Origin of the sequence: Streptomyces yaizuensis, assembly GCF_034961445.1 — a bacterium.
GTDB lineage: Bacteria > Actinomycetota > Actinomycetes > Streptomycetales > Streptomycetaceae > Streptomyces > Streptomyces yaizuensis.
This window is the reverse complement of sequence record NZ_BSBI01000026.1, coordinates 16,991-34,932: the sequence shown is the minus strand read 5'-3', so window position 1 is coordinate 34,932 and position 17,942 is coordinate 16,991. Positions and strand designations below refer to the sequence as shown.

The following is a 17,942-nucleotide window of genomic DNA, read 5'->3' as shown; positions in this document are numbered from 1 at the left end:
GGTTGCGGTGTGCTCGCTGGAGGACGACGCGGAGCTGTGGTCGCTGGATGTCCGGTGCACCACCAGTCCGGTGCGCCTGGCGCTGTGGCACGGCACCGGGCCGGTGACGGTCTACGCCACCTACGCCGTTTCTCTCGGATCATCTGATCGTTGGTTGATGTGTGTCGTTGACTGACGCGCAGTGGGCGCGGATCGAGCCGTTGCTGCCGGACCGGACGCCGAGGCGGGGCGGACGGTGGCGGGATCACCGGCAGGTGATCGACGCGATCGCGTTCAAGTACCGAACCGGGACTCCGTGGATGGACCTGCCCGAGAGCTTCGGCTCGTGGAAAGGCGCCTACAGCCGGCTGCGGATGTGGGCGATCGACGGCACCTGGGACCGTGTCTTCGCCGCCCTGCTCGCCCGGGCCGACGCCGAGGGCGACCTGGAATGGGTCGTCGCGGTCGACTCCACGATCGTCCGTGCACACCAGCACGCCGCCGGGGCCCGTCAAAGGGGGCCCCGGCCGGCGAGCCGGACGACCATGCCCTCGGAAGGTCCCGCGGCGGACTGACCACGAAGATCCACCTCGCCTCCGACAGTCGGTGCCGTCCGCTTGCCTTCGTCGTCACACCCGGCCAGGCCGGTGATGCACCGGCGTTCACCCAGGTCATGGCCGCGATCCGAGTGGCCAGACCCAAAGGCAGGCCCAGAACCCGGCCCGCGGTCGTGCTGGCCGACAAGGCCTACTCGTCCCGCGCGATCCGCGAGCACCTGCGCAGACGCAGGATCCGGGCGGTGATCCCGCAGCCTGCCGACCAGGCCGCCAACCGTAAACGTCTTGGCAGCAAGGGCGGCAGGCCCCCGGCCTTCGACAAGACCGCCTACAAACAACGGAACACCGTCGAGCGGTGTATCAACAAGCTCAAGCAGTGGCGTGGCCTGGCCACCCGCTACGACAAGACGGCAACGATCTACCGGGCAGCCTTACACCTCGCGGCCATCCACATCTGGGCCGCGAGGTGATCGCTAAGAAACGGCCTACGCCTCCCTGGGCACCCTGGTCGAAGCGTTCCAGGGAGCGTACGGGCAGCAGCTCGGTCCGATGGACCTGACGGTCATCGACGAAGCGCACCGTACGTCGGGGTCACTGGGGAAGACATGGGCGGACGTCCACAACAACAGCCTCATCCCCACAACCCGCCGTGCCCCGGTCTCGTCGAAGGTGTCGCCTGCGGATCACGCTGCCGTCATGCGGTAGCTGAAGACACGGTGCTTGTATGAGCGGTCCTCGATGTTCACGGGGTTACCGGTCTCGTCGGTGCTGGGGGCAGCCGGGTCCTTGAGCCACCAGCGCCGGAGGACGCACCGTTCTCCGGGCCCCGCTCATCGATCCGGTGTCAGGGGACGGCTTCCGTGGTGGTGTGTTCGCTGCCCTCGGGCCCCAGGGTGGCGAACCAGCGGCCGGATGTGTCGCCCTTCACCGGGTGCAGCGAGGGTCGGTCGTCCGGGGCTGCCCCCGCGTTCTCTGGTGCCCGTAGTACTGAAGTGCTCATGCCGTTGTCCCAGGAGACGATGACCTGTTGTGTCTGTGGTGCCACCTTGCCTATGACCAGGCGCTGAGGACTGTCGTCACCCTGGTCGGGACGGTCAGACGGGAGCGGCTGCGAGTAGGTCTTGTGGCCGTTGCCTGACAGGAAGTCGGTTGTGTCGATGGGGCCTGATACGGGAGTCGTCAGTGAGTCGCCCGCTCTCACTGTCACGAAGAGCCAGCTCTTGCCGATCAAGTCCTTCGCGGCACGTAATGGCACGGTGATTCCCGCGTGCTCGATCGCCTTGAGTTGGCGACGTGACTCCTGCTGGGTCCTTGGTGCGCCCCATACCAGGGCGGTGACCGTCCAGCTCTCACCTTGCTCATGCCCTTTTGCCAGAATGGTTGCCTGAGGGATGAGCACGCTTCTGTCCATACTGGTGTGAGGCTGCACGATCATGTTTTCCTTGGCTCCACCGGGCAGCGCGTGGACGAGGATCAGCATTCCCGTGGCTGTCGTCAGGGCTGCGGTTGTGCCGACCGTCCAGCGGAATGTCTTACGGCGTCGGCCCTCCCGTATCACGTCGTGGCAAGGGATCTCACCGATCACGATGCCGTCTGTGGCGTCTGTGAGCGGAAGAGGGAGGGCGTCGGGCATCATCCGATGGCCTGGTTTGGTCTCTTCGCCTCTTGTCTCCATGGTCTCCCTTGCCGCTGTCGGGTTCGTACCGGAGGTTTTGGGGCTGCCATGGTGGGGTGGGGCTGCCGGCCCTCTTCCGGTGTTCTCAGCAGACCTTTCGGTACGGCAGATCCGGTAGGTGGTCTTCCCATTCTTCGGCTGCCAGACCTGACCCGGTCCGATCGCACAGATCGGCAGCCAGTCGGCCGGGGTGGATGTCGTACTCCTGCAGACCGGTGTGCCGCCCCACTGTGTACAGGGTATTGCCGTCCGCGCCGAAAGCGAGTGAGAGGACGGGATCCCCCGGTGTCGGGAGAGGGGAGCCCAGAGGCTGGCTGGAGGGCACATGCCACAACTGCAGGCTCCCCGTCTCGTCCGCGACGGCGAGCATGGTGCCGTCGGACGAGAAGGCCAGGGCGGTGGTCCCTGCCGAACTGTCTCGTTCTCTGCCAACGGTCCGAGCGCCGGAGAGTGCCGCCAGGCGTCGGCGCAGTTCTCCGTCCCATACGGTGACTCTTCCCAGGATGTCGCCCACGGCGAGATACGTTCCCTGGCGGCTGTATGTGAGTATCCGGGCCTCGTTGTCCGCCAGGACTCGGCGTTCCACCGGTCCCTGTCCCGGGGAGACGACCGCTCCGCTGGAGGTGATCAGCTTGCCTGAGTCCCTTCGGAGCGCCAGGGACTCTCCTGCCACGCCGGGGATTTCTCTGAGCTTGCGGGCACTGCTTTTTCGCGCTGTGTCCCAGATCTCCGTGGACTGTCTGGCTTCCGTGACGCGGGAGACGAACATCTTGTATCCGTCGGCGCTCAGAATGAGACCTGTGGCTCCGTGCGCCCCGTAGAGAGGGGGATCGCCGGATTCGGTGAGCCGATCGAGTCCGATGTCGACGGTCGTGTGTTCTCGGCGTGCTGCGACATCCCATACCGTGATCCGTCGGCTGGGGGCAGCTGGGTCGCCGAGGGGCCAGGCGTCGCCGGCGGTGAAAGTCTTGCCGTGGGCGAAGTACCGGCCGTTCGCGCTGAACGCGATGAGGTCGGAGCACACTTTCCTGGTGCTTTCGGGGGGCGTGGGGTCGCATGGTTCTCCCGGCGGATTGCCGATGATCCGGCCGCTGCGCGTATCCAGCAGGAGAATTCCTTTCTCACCCCCCGGCTGCCTCAGCAGGGCCAGGGTGCGACCGTCCTCAGACAGCCCGGCCTGCGCGAAGGGTGACTTCGACCAATTTTGGGTCGTAGCCCGCCCCAAGCTCAGCGATCTCACAGATGCCTCCGACGCATTGAGGTAGCGCAGCATCCCCGCGCCGGGGTCCAGAGCCAGATCCAGGGCAGTGTGTCGGACGAGTTCGTGCCGGAACACCGGTGCGGTGGGTGCCGACCGGCGCCAGATGAGCAGCTCGCCGGCGCTCGATGCCGCGAGGAACTCGCTGTCCGGGGCGAAGCGCAGTATCTCCAGCCCTTCGGCGGCGAGTTCAGGCATCGCCTGGCCTGAGCGAAGATCCCATTGCTGGACTCCCGAGCCCGTGACCAGGGCGGCTGTACGGCCGTCGGGGGCGAAGGAGAAGTCACCCCGAGTGCAGACATCACCCCGGATCCGTTTCCCCCAGGGCGGTGAGCGTTTCGTGCGGCGGGCGATGTCCCAGATCTCCAGCGGATCGCTCCCGCTGCACAGGGCCAGCTGTCGGCCGTCTCCGCTCAGGGCTGTGTGTGCCACGTCCTCGCCGCCCGCACGCGGGGGGATTCGCAGCAATCGTCGCTGGTCCCGCACGTTCCAGACCTCCACCGCCGGCTTCAGGTCCGCGTCGTCCCGCTTCACAGCCAGCGTGCGCCCGTCCCGGCTGAAGACCGCACGCAGCGGCAGAACGACTCCGAGCCTTCCGTTCACCCGCCCGGTCCGTATGTCCCACAGCAGTACGCCGTCCTTCCTCGGCAGGGCGATGCTCCGGCCGTCCGGACTCAGGGTGAACGGCGCTCCTTCATAGCGTTTCCCCAGGCCGGGGTAGGTGCGAGGGCTGGACGGCGCACGCAGGTCCCAGATCGTGATCCGATCACGCTCGACGGACACCAGAGTGCGGCCGTCCAGGCTCAGATGGCGCTCACCGGTCGTGGGGTCGGTGTCCGGGATCGCGAGGACATCCTGTTCACGCTGTGCCATGGCCCCCAGGACCGCGGAGCGGGTTTCCGTGGTGTCAGCAAGGTGCCACGCGGCGACACTCAGTCGCTGGGCCGCTTTCGGGTCGGCGTACCGCAGGCTGTTGGCGACGGCGGCAATACGGCGTGCTTCGGCATCGATGTGTCTGCGGCTGCTGGTTCTGTTCTGCTGCCAGGCAACAGCACCCGCGGTCAGGGCCAGGCCCATCACGAGGGCGAGGGTGGTCAGCAGGGTGCGACGGCGGCGGGTGTCGCGGGTGCGAGCAGTGCGGCTGGCGGTGAGGAAGGCTTGTTCGGGCGGGGTGAGGTCAGCGGCCTTCCCGGGTGGGGTGAAGTGGTCCTCGGCGATGGTCAGGCGGGCGCCGCGGTAGAGGCCGCCGGGGTCGTGTCCCAGGTCGGTCCAGGTGTGGGTGGCTTCGGTGAGGTGGCGGTGGGCGCGGAGGCGTTCGCGGGCTTCTTCGATCCAGGTGTTGAGGCGGGGCCAGGCGGTGATGAGGGCTTCGTGGGCGAGGTCGACGGTGGTGTCGTCGAGGGTGAGGAGCCGGGCGCGGGCGAGGCGTTCCACGACGAGCGTGGTCTCGGCCGGGTCGCCGAAGTCGAGTTCGGTACGGGTGACGGGGCGGCGGGTGTCGGGCGTGCCGTCACCAGGGGTGATCATACGGAGCAGAACCAGCCGGGCCAGGTGCTGCCGTTCGTTCGAGAGGCCGGCGTAGATGTTCTCTGCGGTGCGGGCGATCGCTCCGTGGGTGCCGCCCGCGTCTTCGTAGGCGGCCAGGGTCAGGGTGCGGCCGCGGCGCCGCCGCCATGTCTCGCGCAGGACGTGCGAGAGCAGCGGCAGTCCGCCCGGTTCACCCTCCACCTCGCTGACCAGCCGTGCGGTCAGCTCCCGCTCGACGATGAGGCCGGCGCGCTGGGCGGGGCCGACGATGGTCTCGCGGAGTTCGGCGGGGGTCATCGGGCCGACCATCAGTGACGTGTCGGTGAGGGCGTCCGCGAGGCCGCGGTGTCCGGCGCAGCGGCTGTAGAAGTCGGCGCGGACGGCGATGATCACGCGCAGGCGGCTGTCCGGGTTCTGTGCGGTGAGGAGCCGGTCGATGAACCCGTTCCGCTCGGTGGGGTCGGTGCAGAGGGTGAAGACCTCCTCGAACTGGTCGACCACGATCAGGGTGTCACCCTGAGGACCCCCGTCGGTTCCGGTCTCCTTCGGGACCAGCACCGCGGTGTGGGTGCGCAGGGGGTGTTCGCCGGGGGTGAGAATGCGGATCGCGGCCAAGCCATGGCTGCCCTTCCGCAGCGTGGGGACGAGGCCGGCCCGCAGCAGAGATGACTTGCCGCTCCCCGACGGTCCGAAGACCGCTGTGAAGCGGTTACAGGACACCAGGTCCCGTGCTGTGCCGACCAGTTTGTCCCGTCCGAAGAACCGGTCGTGGTCTGCCGGCTCGAAGCGCGCCAGACCCTGATACGGAGACTCGGAATCGTCGTCAGGGCTGTTGCGAGCGGCGCACTCCTCCTCTGCTTCGTGCCAGCGCCGCTCCCATTCCCCCGCATCGCCCCCGCACGCCTGGACGTAGGCGAGCGTCACCGCAAGGGAGGGCAGCTGCTCCCCGGCGGCGGCCCGGGAGAGCGTGGTCACCGCGTACGGAACCCCGCGCGCCATGGCCCGGTAGGTGAGACCGTTCGTCTCCTCACGGAGTTTGCGCAGTTCGTGGGCGAACCGCTGCACCGGTCCCTCGTTCGGATCGATGGGTAACTCCCGACGCCCCATGTCCCGCCCCCCAGGTGTCCGCCCGGCGGATGCTACGAGCCCGTACAGGATGCTCACAAGGCCGGATTGAGTCCACCGCCCGATACAACCCCACGGCAGTTGCCGAACTCCCGCCCGCAGCAGCAGGCCGGAGCCGCGCCGGCAGGCGCGTGCACCGGACCGGCATCCCCCGGTGCACGCCGTTCCGCATACCGACGGCCCCGGGTGACTTTGTTTCCTCAGCCGAACCGTCCTGCGCAACAACAATTCGAAGCCGAAGACTCAGTGGTGCACCGCAGAACAGCAGACAGCACCCGGCAGGGAAACATGCTGCGAACCGCAGCGCGGGGCCGGCCGCCCGGCACCGGGCGGACTCGTCACCCGCACCTACTGCCGGAATACGCCACTGCATCAACGAAAAAGGAATGAGAGGTACCGGATATGTCCGGAGCCGAATCGATCAACCTGCCCAACCCGAACCCCAACTCCGATGGCGACGCGGAACCGCTCGCCGACCCCGGCGAGCACACCACCCACGCTGCCGCACCCGCACCCGACGCCGGGAGTGAGGGTGAAGGCCTGGTGGGCGAAGACGGGTTCGCCGTGGCGGGCCGGGTGTCCTCCCCCGTGCCGGGCCACAGGGTCACCTACCGGTACGGCATACGCAACCCGCGCTACCGGGCCGGCTACCACACCGGTGACGACTACGCCGCCAGGACCGGTACGCCCGTCGTCGCCGTCCGCGCGGGCACCATCGCCTGGGCCGACACCCGCGGCGCCTCCTACGGCACCTGGATCGGACTGCGCGCCGACAACGGCCGCGACTACATCTACTGCCACCTCTCCAAGCTCGAAGTGAAGACCGGCACCAGGGTCAGGGCCGGCCAGCGCATCGGCCGCGTCGGCGCCACCGGCAGCGTCACCGGCCCCCACCTCCACTTCGAGGACCGCCCCCGCGGCGGCCGATACGGCCAGGACCGCAAACCCCGCTGGTAACCACAGCGGACACCGGGATGGGGCTGGGTGGTCCCGCACGGGGGTCAGGACCACCCAGCCCCACCCAACACTCACAACACAAAAGACACGGCAGACACGGCAGACACGGCAGACACCCAGATGAATGCCACCGTTCCCCATCGGTACCGGAGCCGCCCCGGATGGCCCGGGGTGGTTCGGCCCGGGGCCGTCCACCGGAGTGGGGCCGCCCCCGGATGGGTCTGCCCCTGGCAGAGAGCGGCTCGCGACCCGGTCCACACCTACAGCAATTGTCCAGACAGCCTGTTCTGTGCTGTCCGGACAATGTCCGGGCAGGGTTCGATGAGGGCGCTGGACAAACGTCCGGCAGGACATGGGGATGTCGAATCGGAAAAGGGGTGGGTGTCATGGCGGGTCGCCGGGAGCGGCCGCTGGACCCGGAGGCGGGCCCGGTGGAACGGTTCGCTCACGAACTCCGGAAGTTGCGGATATCGGTGGGCAAGCCGACCTACCGGGTCATGGCGACCCGTGCCGGCTACTCGGTGAGTGCCCTCGCCGCCGCCGCTTCAGGCGGTCAGCTGCCGTCGCTGCCGGTGGTCCTCGCCTACGTGAGCGTCTGCGGCGGGGACCCGGTGGAGTGGGAGGCTCACTGGCATCGAGCGGCCCGCGCGCTGGAGGAGGAAAGTTCCTTCGATGTCGTCGCCGAGAAGCCGGGGAACCAGGCTCCCTACCGGGGGCTGGCCCGCTACGAGCCGGGGGACCGGGACATGTTCTTCGGCCGCGATCCGCTGCTCCGCCGGCTCACCGAACTGATCGCCGCTCACCGTCTGGTGATCCTCGCCGGGGCCTCCGGCAGCGGCAAGTCGTCCCTTCTGCGGGCCGGTCTGATCCCCACACTGCAGGACTTCACGAACGCACCCGTGCGCTGCGCGGCCATCCGAATCCTCACTCCCGGCCCTCGCCCCAGCAGCACGCACGCCCACGCCCTCGACCCCGCCCCGGTCCCGGATCCTGCCGGGACGGGTACCAGGGATCCGGATCCCGGTGCCGGCACCGCCACAGGGCGAGCAGCCGCACCCGGGGCAGAGGAACCGGACACCGTCGTGGTGGTGGACCAGTTCGAGGAGGTCTTCACCCTCTGCCAGGACCCGGACGAACGCGCCCGCTTCCTCGATCTGCTGCTCGCCGCCCGGGCGGAGGACAGCCGACTGCGCGTCGTGGTCGGGGTACGGGCCGACTTCTATGGCCACTGCACCCAGCATCCCGGCCTGGTCGAGGTCTTACGCACCGCCCATCTCGCCCTTGGTCCGATGACGGCGGTCGAACTCCGCCAGGCTGTCGTCGGGCCCGCACGGGCCGCTGGGCTGATCGTGGAGCGGGAGCTGACCTCCCGGATCGTCGAACAGACCGCGGCCGAGCCCGGTGGGCTGCCGCTGATGTCCCACGCTCTGCTGGAGGTCTGGCGCCGTCGGCGGGGCCGCACCCTCACCCTCGGCGCGTACGAGTCCATCGGCGGGATCCACGGCGCTGTCGCCGACACCGCCGAACACACCTACAACCAGCTCACCCCCGCCCAGGCCGCCCATGCCCGCCGCATCCTCCTTCGCCTCATCACTCCCGGCGAAGGCACTCCCGACACCCGCCGTCCGGCCTCCCGCGACGAACTCGTCCCGGATCCGACCGGCCACCCGGACGCGGCCGCAGCCCTGGAGAGCCTGACCAGAGCCCGCCTCCTCGTCCTGGACGGCGACACCGCCGACATCGCCCACGAAGCCCTCATCACCGCCTGGCCCCGCCTCGCCAACTGGGTACACGAGGACCGCCACCGTCTGCGGATCCACCGCAGGCTGACCCAGAACGCCCAGAACTGGCATGACCTCGCACACGATCCCGGCACCCTCTACTTCGGCACACGTCTCTCAGAAGCCCGCGAAGTCTTCCTCACCACCAGCGGAACGGCCGACCTCACCCCCCTGGAACACGCTTTCCTCACCGCGAGCCACCAACGCCAGCAGAGAGGCATCCGCCGCGCTCGCCGCCTCAACACCATCCTCGCCTCCCTGCTCGCCCTGGCCCTGGTCGCAGCGGGGATCGCCATCCGGCAGAGGCAGACCGCCGTCACCGCGGAGCGGAAGGCCGTCACCGCACAACAGGCGGCCCAGTCCCGGCAGGCCGCGGCCCGGTCCGCGGCCCTGCTGGACAAGGATCCCGACCTCGCCTCGCTGCTGGCGATCCACGCCTACCGCACCAGCCCCACCCGTGAAGCGGCCGCCAGCCTGAACGCAGCCGCCGGCCTGCCCCTCCTCAGAAAACTCACCGGCAGTACCCAGCCGGTCCTGGCACTGGCGTTCAGCCCCGACGGCCGGACACTCGCCGCCGGCGACAACTCGACCGTGTGGTTGTGGAACATCTCCCTCCCGGGACCAGCCGACGCCACAGACAAGATCTGCCGCACTCTCCGACGGAATCTCACCGCCACCGAACGGTCGCTCCACCTCCCAGGCCACAGAAACCAACCCACCTGCCCTTGAACCGCCATCGAACACGGCCGGTGACCGCCTCCCGGTCCGGGGTGCGGCCCGCAGCCCGGACACAAGAAGAAGGACACTCCCCGCGTACGCCCCGTCACCACTGGCCTCCTGCCCGGTCAGGCTTGCACACTGCCGGCCTCGAAACGGTGCCTGTCCCCGTTCCGGTCGCGACCGCCGCATTCGTCCTCCCGGACGACCCGGTCTCGCCGAGAACGCCTGCGACCGGCCACGATCACTGCCGCTTCCCGGACCGCCGACCTCCTGCGCACCGCGCCCCACGCCCAGGGGCCATCCACCACGGCGCCTGCCCAGAGCTGACGCGAGCCTGTCCAGGGTGTCGGTACGTCCGAGGACGACGCGGGCCGAGAGGACGGACGCGGATTGAGGCCATCGCGAGGACGGTGGCGAACCCGGTCACCAGGGCCGCGGTGAGCGCGAGGGAGACCGTGGCGAGGGCACCGGCCCGGTTGCGGATCCGGTCCCGATCGGTCCTCTGCCGATCGGCCTGGCACTCCCCTGCCGCGACGGGCTCCCGCGTACCCCAGTCCCGCGCCGGCAGCCCTCCCCCGGCGCGGCGGCAGATCTCCGACGTCATGGACCGGGTCGATGACCCTGAGGTGGAAGCGGTGGACGAGGAGGTGCCCGCCGCTCGCATGGAGCGTGGTGCCGTCCCGGCTGAAGACGAGGGCACGGGGCGGGTCTCCGGCCAGAGGGGAGGGCATTACCCGGCCGCCGGCGCAGCGGCACGTTCCGCAGCTGGGCCCCGGCGGGGTGGCCGCCCACGGCGAGGGCACGCCCGTCCGGGGAGAAGGCGAGGGCGGTGACGGGCGCGGTGCCGCGAGCCGGCGGGTGAAGCTGACAGGAGATGTCCACCAGGTCGTTGACATGGGTGACGGCTCGCTGTCCGTCCGGGTGTAGGGCGGCGACCCGCAGATGAGCGGAGGGGAGCGCCCGGATCCCGGGGAAGCGTGATGGTCCCCTTCCTGGCACCCCGGCGTATATTCTACAGCTCGAACAAGCCGGTGTAGGAGTGTGCTTGGCATCTGTTCAGCAGGGTTACGCCATCGGGTCTGAGGGCGAACGGGTGCTGCGCCGGGGCGGGTGGACCACAGCTCGAAGCGCGCACCGAGGCCGACGGCGGCTACCCGGGAGAGGACCCCTCCGTCCGCGCCGAAGACCCCCGTCACCGCTGGTGCCCGCTGCCGGGGGAGGTCAGCGCGGGGTCGGGGGTGAGGGCGTGCACCACCGGAGAACGTCCCTCCAGTTGGTAGCGGAGGGTTCCGTTCACGGTGTCCAGCCGCAGCGCCCTGATGCGCCCGCGGACCGGATGGCGGATGAGAGGCCGGCGGGGACGGCTCAGCCTCCGCAAGGCGACCTCGCCGTCGCCCGCGACGGCGAACAGATCGGGGTCCCGGCCGAATACGGCGACCGGGTGGTTCCGGGTCGGTGGGTGCCGCCACCACCCGCTGGTCGGCAAGCATCCGGACGAGCCGGCCGGCGGGTTCGCCGCAGCCGAAGAAGAGGGCACGGTCGCCGCTATAGCGGACGAGACCCCGGTACGGGGGGCCGTGTCGTCGTCCTCCTTGACGGCGGCGTTCGCCAGTCGCTCCACGGCACGGGCGGTCTCGTGCCATCGGCATTCCCACGCCCGCGTGTCACCGCCGCAGACGGTGACGTAGGCGCGGGTCACGGCCAGCGAGGGCAGCTGATCGCCCGCGCCAGCCGCGGCGAGGGTGCTCACCGAGTAGCCGGCGCGGGCGGCCAGGGCACGGTACGTCAGGCCACCGGCTGCTGTGCGTGACTGCCGCAGTCCGTGGGCGAACCGCGCCACCGGGCCCGCCTGAGGACCCAGCGGCCCCTCGCGTCGTCCCGCCACCACACCCCGCCTCCTGTCCGGTTCGATCATGCCGACCTTCCGAGCCCCGCCGTCGAACCGTGCCGGGACATTGTCCGGACAGCATGGATCAGGCTGTCCGGACAATGCCCGGCGGTAGTGCAATGGTGACAAGCCGCCCGAAGCGGGGGGAGAGCCCGAACACGGGGCGGCTGTTGCGGTGACCCCGGGACAGCCCATCCGGGGTCACCAGGCAGGAGGCGGCCGGCGCCGACGCGGTACGGGGGTACGCATCGACGCCGGCCGCCTCCCGTCCGGGAACGCCCACGACAGCACACCGCACGAGTATCAGGCCCGACCCCAACCACCGCCGCACTCCCCCAACTCCCAGTCCTGGTTCACCATCACCGGCAGCACCCCGCACGCGGCCACAGCCCGCAGACCTTCTCAGTGAACTCACCGGGGAAGCCACGAGGCCAAGAGCCGCCCCGCACAACATGCTCAGCCGGTGGCTCGTGGCGTGTCCTGGGATCGGGCGAAGTCGGCGAGCGTGCGGAAGTCGTCCTGGAGCAGGCCGATCCGTGGGTTGACGTGGTGCAGGAGTGCCGACCCGCGGTGGTGGGCGGTCACGTACGCCTGGTCCAGATCGCTCTGTTCGTCGTCGACCCAGGCGAAAGACCGGCCGTCGGCGTAGTCCACCAAGGGACCTGTCTTCCAGTGCACCCCGTCGGGGCGTTCCCGGAACAATGCGTCCCCGAAGTCGACGAAGGGCAGGCCGGGAAGGCCGAGCACCGGTGCGATCCACCGGTTGGCGTCGTCCATCCAGGTGGTTGCCCAGCACAGCTCGTAGCCGATCCCCAGCAACGATCGCCCGTGCTCCGGGTTGAGCCAGACCCGCAGGAGTCGCCGCCGGGCCGAGAGGGCCCCATCCTCCCGGCCTCCCCCGTTCTGGGGCACTCTGAGCGTGGTGTAGCCGTCGGGGCGCTTCTCCGGCTTGGCCGCATAGGGGTTGAGCGGCCCGTCCACGTCGAGAAACAGCAGTGGTCGGTTCACGATCATCCCCCGGGTCCTCTTGGGTGCCGGCTGCCCCGTGAAAGCCTGGCCGCGATAAGCGTACGAATCCTCGGAAAGCCCGCCAGACGAAGCAGTATGACCCTCGGACACGATCCGTGGAAAGCCGCATGCGATGCGGCGGGCGGCCCACCTGACGCGGGCCTCCCTCGGCCAGGGCCGCCGCAGCCATCCGCTCGGCATCGAGATCATCCGTCCTCGGCCCCGCAGACAACCCAGCCACATACACGGAATGGCCGGTAGAGGCTCAACTCCGCCGTGCCGGGCAACGCGACACCCCATCGGGGAGTCCTCCTTGCCGACGCAGTCGACCCAGGGAGCCGAACATGTCAGCAGGTACGGTCCGCACAGCACTGGTCGCGGCAGTCGCGGCACTCGCCACCAGCGCCCTGGTGGCACCCGCCGGCGCGCACTCCACCAGGGCCACAGGGGGCGGGGACCGGCACGGAGCCGCCCAGCAGGCCCTCGAACAGGCGGTGCGGGACGGGGTCCCCGGCGCCGTCGCCCAGGCCCGGGACCGGGTCGGGAGCTGGAGCGGCACCGCGGGCGTCGGTGAACTGGGCACCGGGAAGGAACGGAAGGCCCAGGACCGCTACCGGGTCGGCTCCGTCACCAAGACCTTCGTCGCCACCGTCCTGCTCCAGCTGGAGGCCGAGGGGAGGCTCGACCTCGACGACACCGTGGAGCGGTGGCTCCCCGGGACCGTCCGGGGCAACGGCCACGACGGTCGGCGCATCTCCCTGCGCCAGCTCCTCAACCACACCAGCGGCGTGTACAGCTACACCTCCGACCCCGGCTACCAGGCGAAGGTCTTCGGTGAGGGCTTCCTCCGGCACCGCTACGACACCTGGGCCCCCGGCCAACTGGTCGGCCTCTCGATGCGGCACAAGCCCTCCTTCGCCCCCGGTACCGGCTGGCAGTACTCCAACACCAACTACACCCTCGCCGGAATGGTCATCGAGAAGGTGACCGGCCGGGGCTACGAGGCCGAGATCGAGCGCCGGATCCTGCGCCCGCTCCAACTCCGCGCCACTTCCGTCCCCAGGACCGGCCACCGGATGCCGGCCCCCGCGAGCCGCGCCTACTCCCCGCTCTCCGGGGACCCGGCCGCGAAGATCCACGATGTGACCGAACTGAACCCGTCGATGGCCGGGGCGGGGGGCGGCATGATCTCCGACTCCCGGGACCTCCAGAAGTTCTTCCGCGCCCTGCTGACGGGCGCACTGCTCCCGTCCGAGCAGCAGAAGGCGCTGACCGAGACCGTGCCGATCGACCCCCAGCGGCCGGAGTACCGCTACGGCCTCGGCCTCCAGTCCTCCCGGCTCAGCTGCGGCAAGGAGGTCTGGGGCCACGGCGGAGGCATCCACGGCTCCCAGTCCGAGGCGTTCGTCACCCGGGACGGGAGCCACTCGCTGGCGCTGAACTTCAACGGGGACTGGGCGGGGGACGCTGGGGCGGTGATCGAGGCGGAGTTCTGCGGGTAGCCGCGACGTTCTCCGCCTTGACGAGGGGGGCCGGGGCCGCAGGTTCACCGTAGCGGCGGGCGCAGGCCATCAGCCCGGACCGCCGCGATTCCCGCAAGCAGCCCGTACCGCAGGCCTGCTCACGGGTCAGGAGTAGCCGGCGCACCTCACCGCAGCGGTCTTCGGCCGTCAGCGATGGCGATGTATTCAACACCCCGCAGCCGGTTCACCTCGTCCACGGTCTCGCCGACACAGGTCAGTGCGTCGACCGTGTGACGGAATCCACCGGGGAACCGCCGAAGCAGCTGTCCCGGTTCAATCCAGATCGCCCTCCGGGCAGGGCGGCCCGGCGTACAGACCAGCCCAACACCAGAAATCCCGGCCCCATGAGGGAGGACCGGGATCTGATCGGAGCGCTGGGCAGGCCTTGCACCTGCATCCCCCCACGGGAAGTGGGGTGTCTTTCCTTGGACCACCAACGCGAGTCCCGCCGCCAGCACAGCACCGGCACGAGCACAAGATCAACTGTAGCAGAGGGCCACACAGCCAACGCGCACAGGACACCACCACACCGCACGAGGCGTCACCGGGCGCCGGGGCCGCCCTCGCCGACGGCCGCCGCAGGGGACCCGACGGCCCGGTGCACGACCCTGCCGCCCGTCCGGGCGAACGGTGTCACCCGGTTGCCCGGCGTGGCGCGCAGGCGGCGGCGTGCGCGCTGACGCTGGCGTCGGCACTGTCAGCCCTCAGCAAGGAGGAACACTCTCATGGGCATGCTGCCTGTCCGCCGCCGGATACCGTCCGCCGCCGCCGTGGTCCTGGCCACCGCAACCGCCGCGCTGGCCACCACCGGGGCGTCCGTCCCCGCTGCCGCTTCCCAGGCCGGAGGAGGTGTCAAGCCGACCGTGGTGCTGGTGCACGGCGCCTTCGCCGACGCCTCCGGCTGGAACGCCGTCGCCGAGCGGCTCCTCGACCGGGGATATCCGGTGGTCGCCCCGCCCAACCCGCTGCGCGGCCTGTCCAACGACGCCACGTACGTCGCCTCCGTCCTCAAGAGCATCAAGGGCCCGATCGTCCTCGCCGGGCACTCCTACGGTGGCGCGGTCATCACCCAGGCCGCCGCCGGCAACCCGAACGTCAAGGCCCTCGTCTACGTCTCCGCCTTCATGCCCGATGTCGGCGAGTCCCCGGCGGGGCTTTCCACGAAGTTCACCGGCAGTGAGCTGGGTCCCGCGCTCAACCCCGTTCCGTACACCGACGCCACCGGCAGCGGCGTCGACCTCTACATCAAGACGGACAAGTTCCACTCGGTCTTCGGCGCCGACCTGCCCGAGTCCCAGACCCGTCTGATGGCGGTAGAGCAGCGCCCCGTCACCCAGGCCGGGTTCGCCGAGAAGGCCACCGCCGCCGCGTGGAAGACGATTCCCTCCTGGTTCATCGTCTCGAAGCAGGACAAGGCCATCGCACCCGACCTGGAACGTTTCGAGGCCCGGCGGGCCAATTCCCGCACCGTGGAGATCGACTCCTCCCATGTGTCGATGATGTCCCACCCGGACGTGGTGACCCGGCAGATCCGCGACGCCGCCGACCGCACCGGCACGGGAGGGAAGCCCGCCGCGCTCGCCGACACCGGCTCGCGCACCCGGCAGCTCGCTGCCGCCGGGGCCGTCGCCGCCATCCTCGTCGCCACCGGTACCACCCTCACCCTCACCACCCGGCGCCGGGGGCGCATGACGCCCTGACCCGGCCCGTCACACCAGCCCGATGCCCTCATCGCCATCAGGGGGCGGTGGGCCCGGCCGGATCACGGCCCGGGCCCACCGCCCCCACCCCGCCCGGCGGCCGGCAAGGCGCCGCCCCGCATGCGGAGGCATCGGCACGTATGCGTATGCGTATACGTGTGCCGGTCAGGTGGTCATGCGTCCCAGTTCGCGCTTCAGGTCGGCCACGGTGTTCAGGACGATGTGCTCGTCGGTGACCCCGGGGGTGCGGCTGAGTGCCACTGCGGCTTCGCCGACCTGGTCGGCTGTGAGCCAGTCGGGATCGCCCCCGGGGCGGCTGCGGTTGACGACAGGGCCGAGGACGAGGTCGTTGACACGACGCCGTCCGCGCAGTTCGGCGCTGAGGACCTCGCGCATCATCAGCAGGGCGGCTCCGTGCATGCTGACGATGCCCGCGGACGGGTAGGGCTTTCGGCCGGAGAACCCGGCGATGACGGTGTAGCTGCCGTCCGGGGCCAGGCGGGGGACGAAGGCACGGGCCAGGGCCGTGTGCGCGGTGGTGGTGTCGATGAAGTACTTCTGCCAGTCGCTCTCGCCGGTGTCCCACAGGGCCTTGCCCATCCACCAGCCGCCGACGGAGGCGACGACGTGGTCGACGCGACCGTGCTCCGTCGCGATCCTCTCGGCGAGGGCGCGGGCCTCGTCGAAGGTGCCGTACGGGTCGTCGACGCCCTGGAGGTGGGCGGAGAGGTCCGGTCCGATCAGCCGGGTGAGCGTGTCGAGGCGCTGCCGGCTGCGGCTGGGCACGACGACGGTCGCGCCGGCGGTGAGAAAGGCGCGGACGATGCCTTCGCCGACGTTGCCGGTGCCGCCGGGGACGACGACGGTCCTGCCGGTGAGGGGTGCGGTGGGGGTGGTCATGGTGGTGCTTCTCTCCGAGCGTTCGCGGATGCGGGCGGACCGGGGCAGGTGCCGGGGCCGGGGCCGGCTCCTGCCCCGGCGGTCCGGGTCAGTCCTGCGGGGTGACGTAGGGGATGAGCGATCCGTAGAAGGGCATCGCGTGGCTGGCGAAGAGTCCGGCGAGCTGGTCGCCGCCCTGGTTGCGCCAGTCGCCCTGGAGCTCGGCGGCGACGGCGACGGTGTTGTTCAGGGTCACGCCGGCATTCTCCATGCGGCGGGCCGCGGCCAGGGTGGCCAGGTGGTTCCAGGTGCCGGACGCGTCCAGGACGGCATGTGCCTGATAGCCGGCGGCGACGGCGGACTGGGCGGCGAAGGAGACGCAGACGTCGGTGCTGATGCCCGCGATGATCAGCTGGTCGCGGCCGGTCGCCCTGATCGCGGCGGCGAACTCCTCGTTGTCGAACGCGTCGATCTCACCGGGACGGCGGACGACCGGGGCGTCGGGCAGTTCGGCCCTGAGCTCCGGGAGCAGGATGCCGTTCGGGCCGCTCTCGGCGCTGGTGGTGAGGACCACCGGCAGACCGTACGCCTTCGCCGTCTTCGCGAGGGCCATCACATTGCGGCGCAGCAGCTCCCGATCCGGGTCCTCGACGCCGAGCAGCAGACCCACCTGGTGGTCGACGAGGACGACGGCGGCACGGTCGCGGCTGAGCTTCTCGATGGGGTAGGGCGCGGTGGACATGGGAAAACCTCCCGGTTGGTGAGTTGATGTAACCAGGTTACTTAAACGCACCATGTATGTCAAAGAGACCTCCTCCCCGTATCCTGGTTGCCATGACCACGACCCGCCTGCCGCTGCACGCCTGCTCGTACACCGAGGAGGTCTTCAAGCTGCTGGGCAAGCGCTGGACAGGACCCCTGATCGACCTCCTGTTGCAGCGCCCCGCCCGCTTCAGTGAGATCCACACGGCCCTGCCCGCGCTGTCCAAGCGCGTCCTGACCGACCGGCTCGGCGAACTCCAGGAGATCGGCCTCGTCGAACGCGAGGTCGCGCCCGGCCCCCCGGTCGCCGTGACCTACCGGCTCACCGAACGCGGCGCGGACCTCGGCCCCGCCATGGACGCCCTGCGGGTATGGGCCGGCGCACCCGTCGACGAGGAAGGCAACCCGGTCCCCCACAGCGCCGCCGAGTGAGCGGCGCGGGGCGACCCGTGTCCGCCGGGGGAGCTTCGCCCCGGCCGGGCGGCCGGGGCGCGATCCATCGCCGGTTCCCGATCCGCTGAATCCTTTCCGGCCGCCACGCCTCTTATGGATGTACGGACGAACGCGCCGTACGGAACCGGAGGTAGTCATGATCACGGGAGC

Annotated in this window: 12 protein-coding genes; 6 read left to right on the top strand and 6 right to left on the bottom strand. The window is 70.1% G+C overall.

What is annotated here, in order from left to right:
- The first annotated feature begins 161 nt into the window (after positions 1 to 161).
- Positions 162 to 1,006 (top strand): IS5 family transposase gene (locus SYYSPA8_RS36815; RefSeq protein WP_323451837.1). Its coding sequence is split into 2 segments (ribosomal slippage): positions 162 to 492 and positions 492 to 1,006, totalling 846 coding nucleotides; the frame shifts between segments, so codons are not numbered across the junction.
- A 374-nt stretch (positions 1,007 to 1,380) separates the two neighbouring features.
- On the opposite strand, the gene SYYSPA8_RS36810 is transcribed toward SYYSPA8_RS36815, so the two are convergent.
- Positions 1,381 to 2,121 carry a hypothetical protein gene (locus SYYSPA8_RS36810; protein WP_323451836.1) on the bottom strand — a complete coding sequence of 247 codons (741 nt, stop codon included), beginning with the start codon at positions 2,119 to 2,121 and terminating at the stop codon, positions 1,381 to 1,383.
- A 175-nt stretch (positions 2,122 to 2,296) separates the two neighbouring features.
- The gene (locus SYYSPA8_RS36805) at positions 2,297 to 6,061 is read right to left on the bottom strand and encodes an nSTAND1 domain-containing NTPase (RefSeq protein ID WP_323451835.1); all 3,765 of its coding nucleotides are present in this window, start codon (positions 6,059 to 6,061) and stop codon (positions 2,297 to 2,299) included.
- Positions 6,062 to 6,523: 462 nt separating this feature from the next.
- Here SYYSPA8_RS36805 and SYYSPA8_RS36800 point away from each other — a divergent pair, with 462 nt between their 5' ends.
- Positions 6,524 to 7,078, top strand: a complete 555-nt coding sequence (locus tag SYYSPA8_RS36800; RefSeq protein WP_323451834.1) for a M23 family metallopeptidase — start codon at positions 6,524 to 6,526, stop codon at positions 7,076 to 7,078.
- Between the two features lie 386 nt (positions 7,079 to 7,464).
- Positions 7,465 to 9,588, top strand: coding sequence for an nSTAND1 domain-containing NTPase (locus SYYSPA8_RS36795; protein ID WP_323451833.1), 2,124 nt, complete (start codon positions 7,465 to 7,467; stop codon positions 9,586 to 9,588).
- Between the two features lie 1,183 nt (positions 9,589 to 10,771).
- Here SYYSPA8_RS36795 and SYYSPA8_RS36790 read toward each other — a convergent pair.
- Positions 10,772 to 11,467 carry a helix-turn-helix domain-containing protein gene (locus tag SYYSPA8_RS36790; RefSeq protein WP_323451832.1) on the bottom strand — a complete coding sequence of 232 codons (696 nt, stop codon included), beginning with the start codon at positions 11,465 to 11,467 and terminating at the stop codon, positions 10,772 to 10,774.
- A 456-nt stretch (positions 11,468 to 11,923) separates the two neighbouring features.
- On the bottom strand, positions 11,924 to 12,475 hold the full coding sequence (locus tag SYYSPA8_RS36785) for a hypothetical protein (protein ID WP_323451839.1): 552 nt from the start codon (positions 12,473 to 12,475) through the stop codon (positions 11,924 to 11,926).
- Between the two features lie 344 nt (positions 12,476 to 12,819).
- Here SYYSPA8_RS36785 and SYYSPA8_RS36780 point away from each other — a divergent pair, with 344 nt between their 5' ends.
- Both SYYSPA8_RS36780 and SYYSPA8_RS36775 read left to right on the top strand, forming a co-directional pair.
- Positions 12,820 to 13,977, top strand: coding sequence for a serine hydrolase domain-containing protein (locus tag SYYSPA8_RS36780; RefSeq protein WP_323451831.1), 1,158 nt, complete (start codon positions 12,820 to 12,822; stop codon positions 13,975 to 13,977).
- A 746-nt stretch (positions 13,978 to 14,723) separates the two neighbouring features.
- The gene (locus SYYSPA8_RS36775) at positions 14,724 to 15,698 is read left to right on the top strand and encodes an alpha/beta fold hydrolase (protein WP_407706168.1); all 975 of its coding nucleotides are present in this window, start codon (positions 14,724 to 14,726) and stop codon (positions 15,696 to 15,698) included.
- 165 nt (positions 15,699 to 15,863) lie between these two features.
- Here SYYSPA8_RS36775 and SYYSPA8_RS36770 read toward each other — a convergent pair whose 3' ends face one another.
- Positions 15,864 to 16,598: an SDR family NAD(P)-dependent oxidoreductase gene (locus tag SYYSPA8_RS36770; RefSeq protein WP_323451830.1), complete on the bottom strand. Its 735-nt coding sequence runs from the start codon at positions 16,596 to 16,598 to the stop codon at positions 15,864 to 15,866.
- A gap of 88 nt (positions 16,599 to 16,686) precedes the next feature.
- On the bottom strand, positions 16,687 to 17,319 hold the full coding sequence (locus SYYSPA8_RS36765) for an isochorismatase family protein (RefSeq protein ID WP_323451829.1): 633 nt from the start codon (positions 17,317 to 17,319) through the stop codon (positions 16,687 to 16,689).
- 92 nt (positions 17,320 to 17,411) lie between these two features.
- Between SYYSPA8_RS36765 and SYYSPA8_RS36760 the strand changes: the two genes are divergently transcribed.
- Positions 17,412 to 17,771 carry a winged helix-turn-helix transcriptional regulator gene (locus SYYSPA8_RS36760; RefSeq protein ID WP_323451828.1) on the top strand — a complete coding sequence of 120 codons (360 nt, stop codon included), beginning with the start codon at positions 17,412 to 17,414 and terminating at the stop codon, positions 17,769 to 17,771.
- Positions 17,772 to 17,942 lie beyond the last annotated feature (171 nt).

What these genes read in the sequence shown, in the direction of transcription:
- SYYSPA8_RS36800 (WP_323451834.1), top strand. Translation starts at nt 6,524, where the DNA reads ATGTCCGGAGCCGAATCGATCAACCTGCCCAACCCGAACCCCAACTCC.
- SYYSPA8_RS36795 (WP_323451833.1), top strand. Translation starts at nt 7,465, where the DNA reads ATGGCGGGTCGCCGGGAGCGGCCGCTGGACCCGGAGGCGGGCCCGGTG.
- SYYSPA8_RS36780 (WP_323451831.1), top strand. Translation starts at nt 12,820, where the DNA reads ATGTCAGCAGGTACGGTCCGCACAGCACTGGTCGCGGCAGTCGCGGCA.
- SYYSPA8_RS36775 (WP_407706168.1), top strand. Translation starts at nt 14,724, where the DNA reads ATGGGCATGCTGCCTGTCCGCCGCCGGATACCGTCCGCCGCCGCCGTG.
- SYYSPA8_RS36770 (WP_323451830.1), bottom strand. Translation starts at nt 16,598, where the DNA reads ATGACCACCCCCACCGCACCCCTCACCGGCAGGACCGTCGTCGTCCCC.
- SYYSPA8_RS36765 (WP_323451829.1), bottom strand. Translation starts at nt 17,319, where the DNA reads ATGTCCACCGCGCCCTACCCCATCGAGAAGCTCAGCCGCGACCGTGCC.
- SYYSPA8_RS36760 (WP_323451828.1), top strand. Translation starts at nt 17,412, where the DNA reads ATGACCACGACCCGCCTGCCGCTGCACGCCTGCTCGTACACCGAGGAG.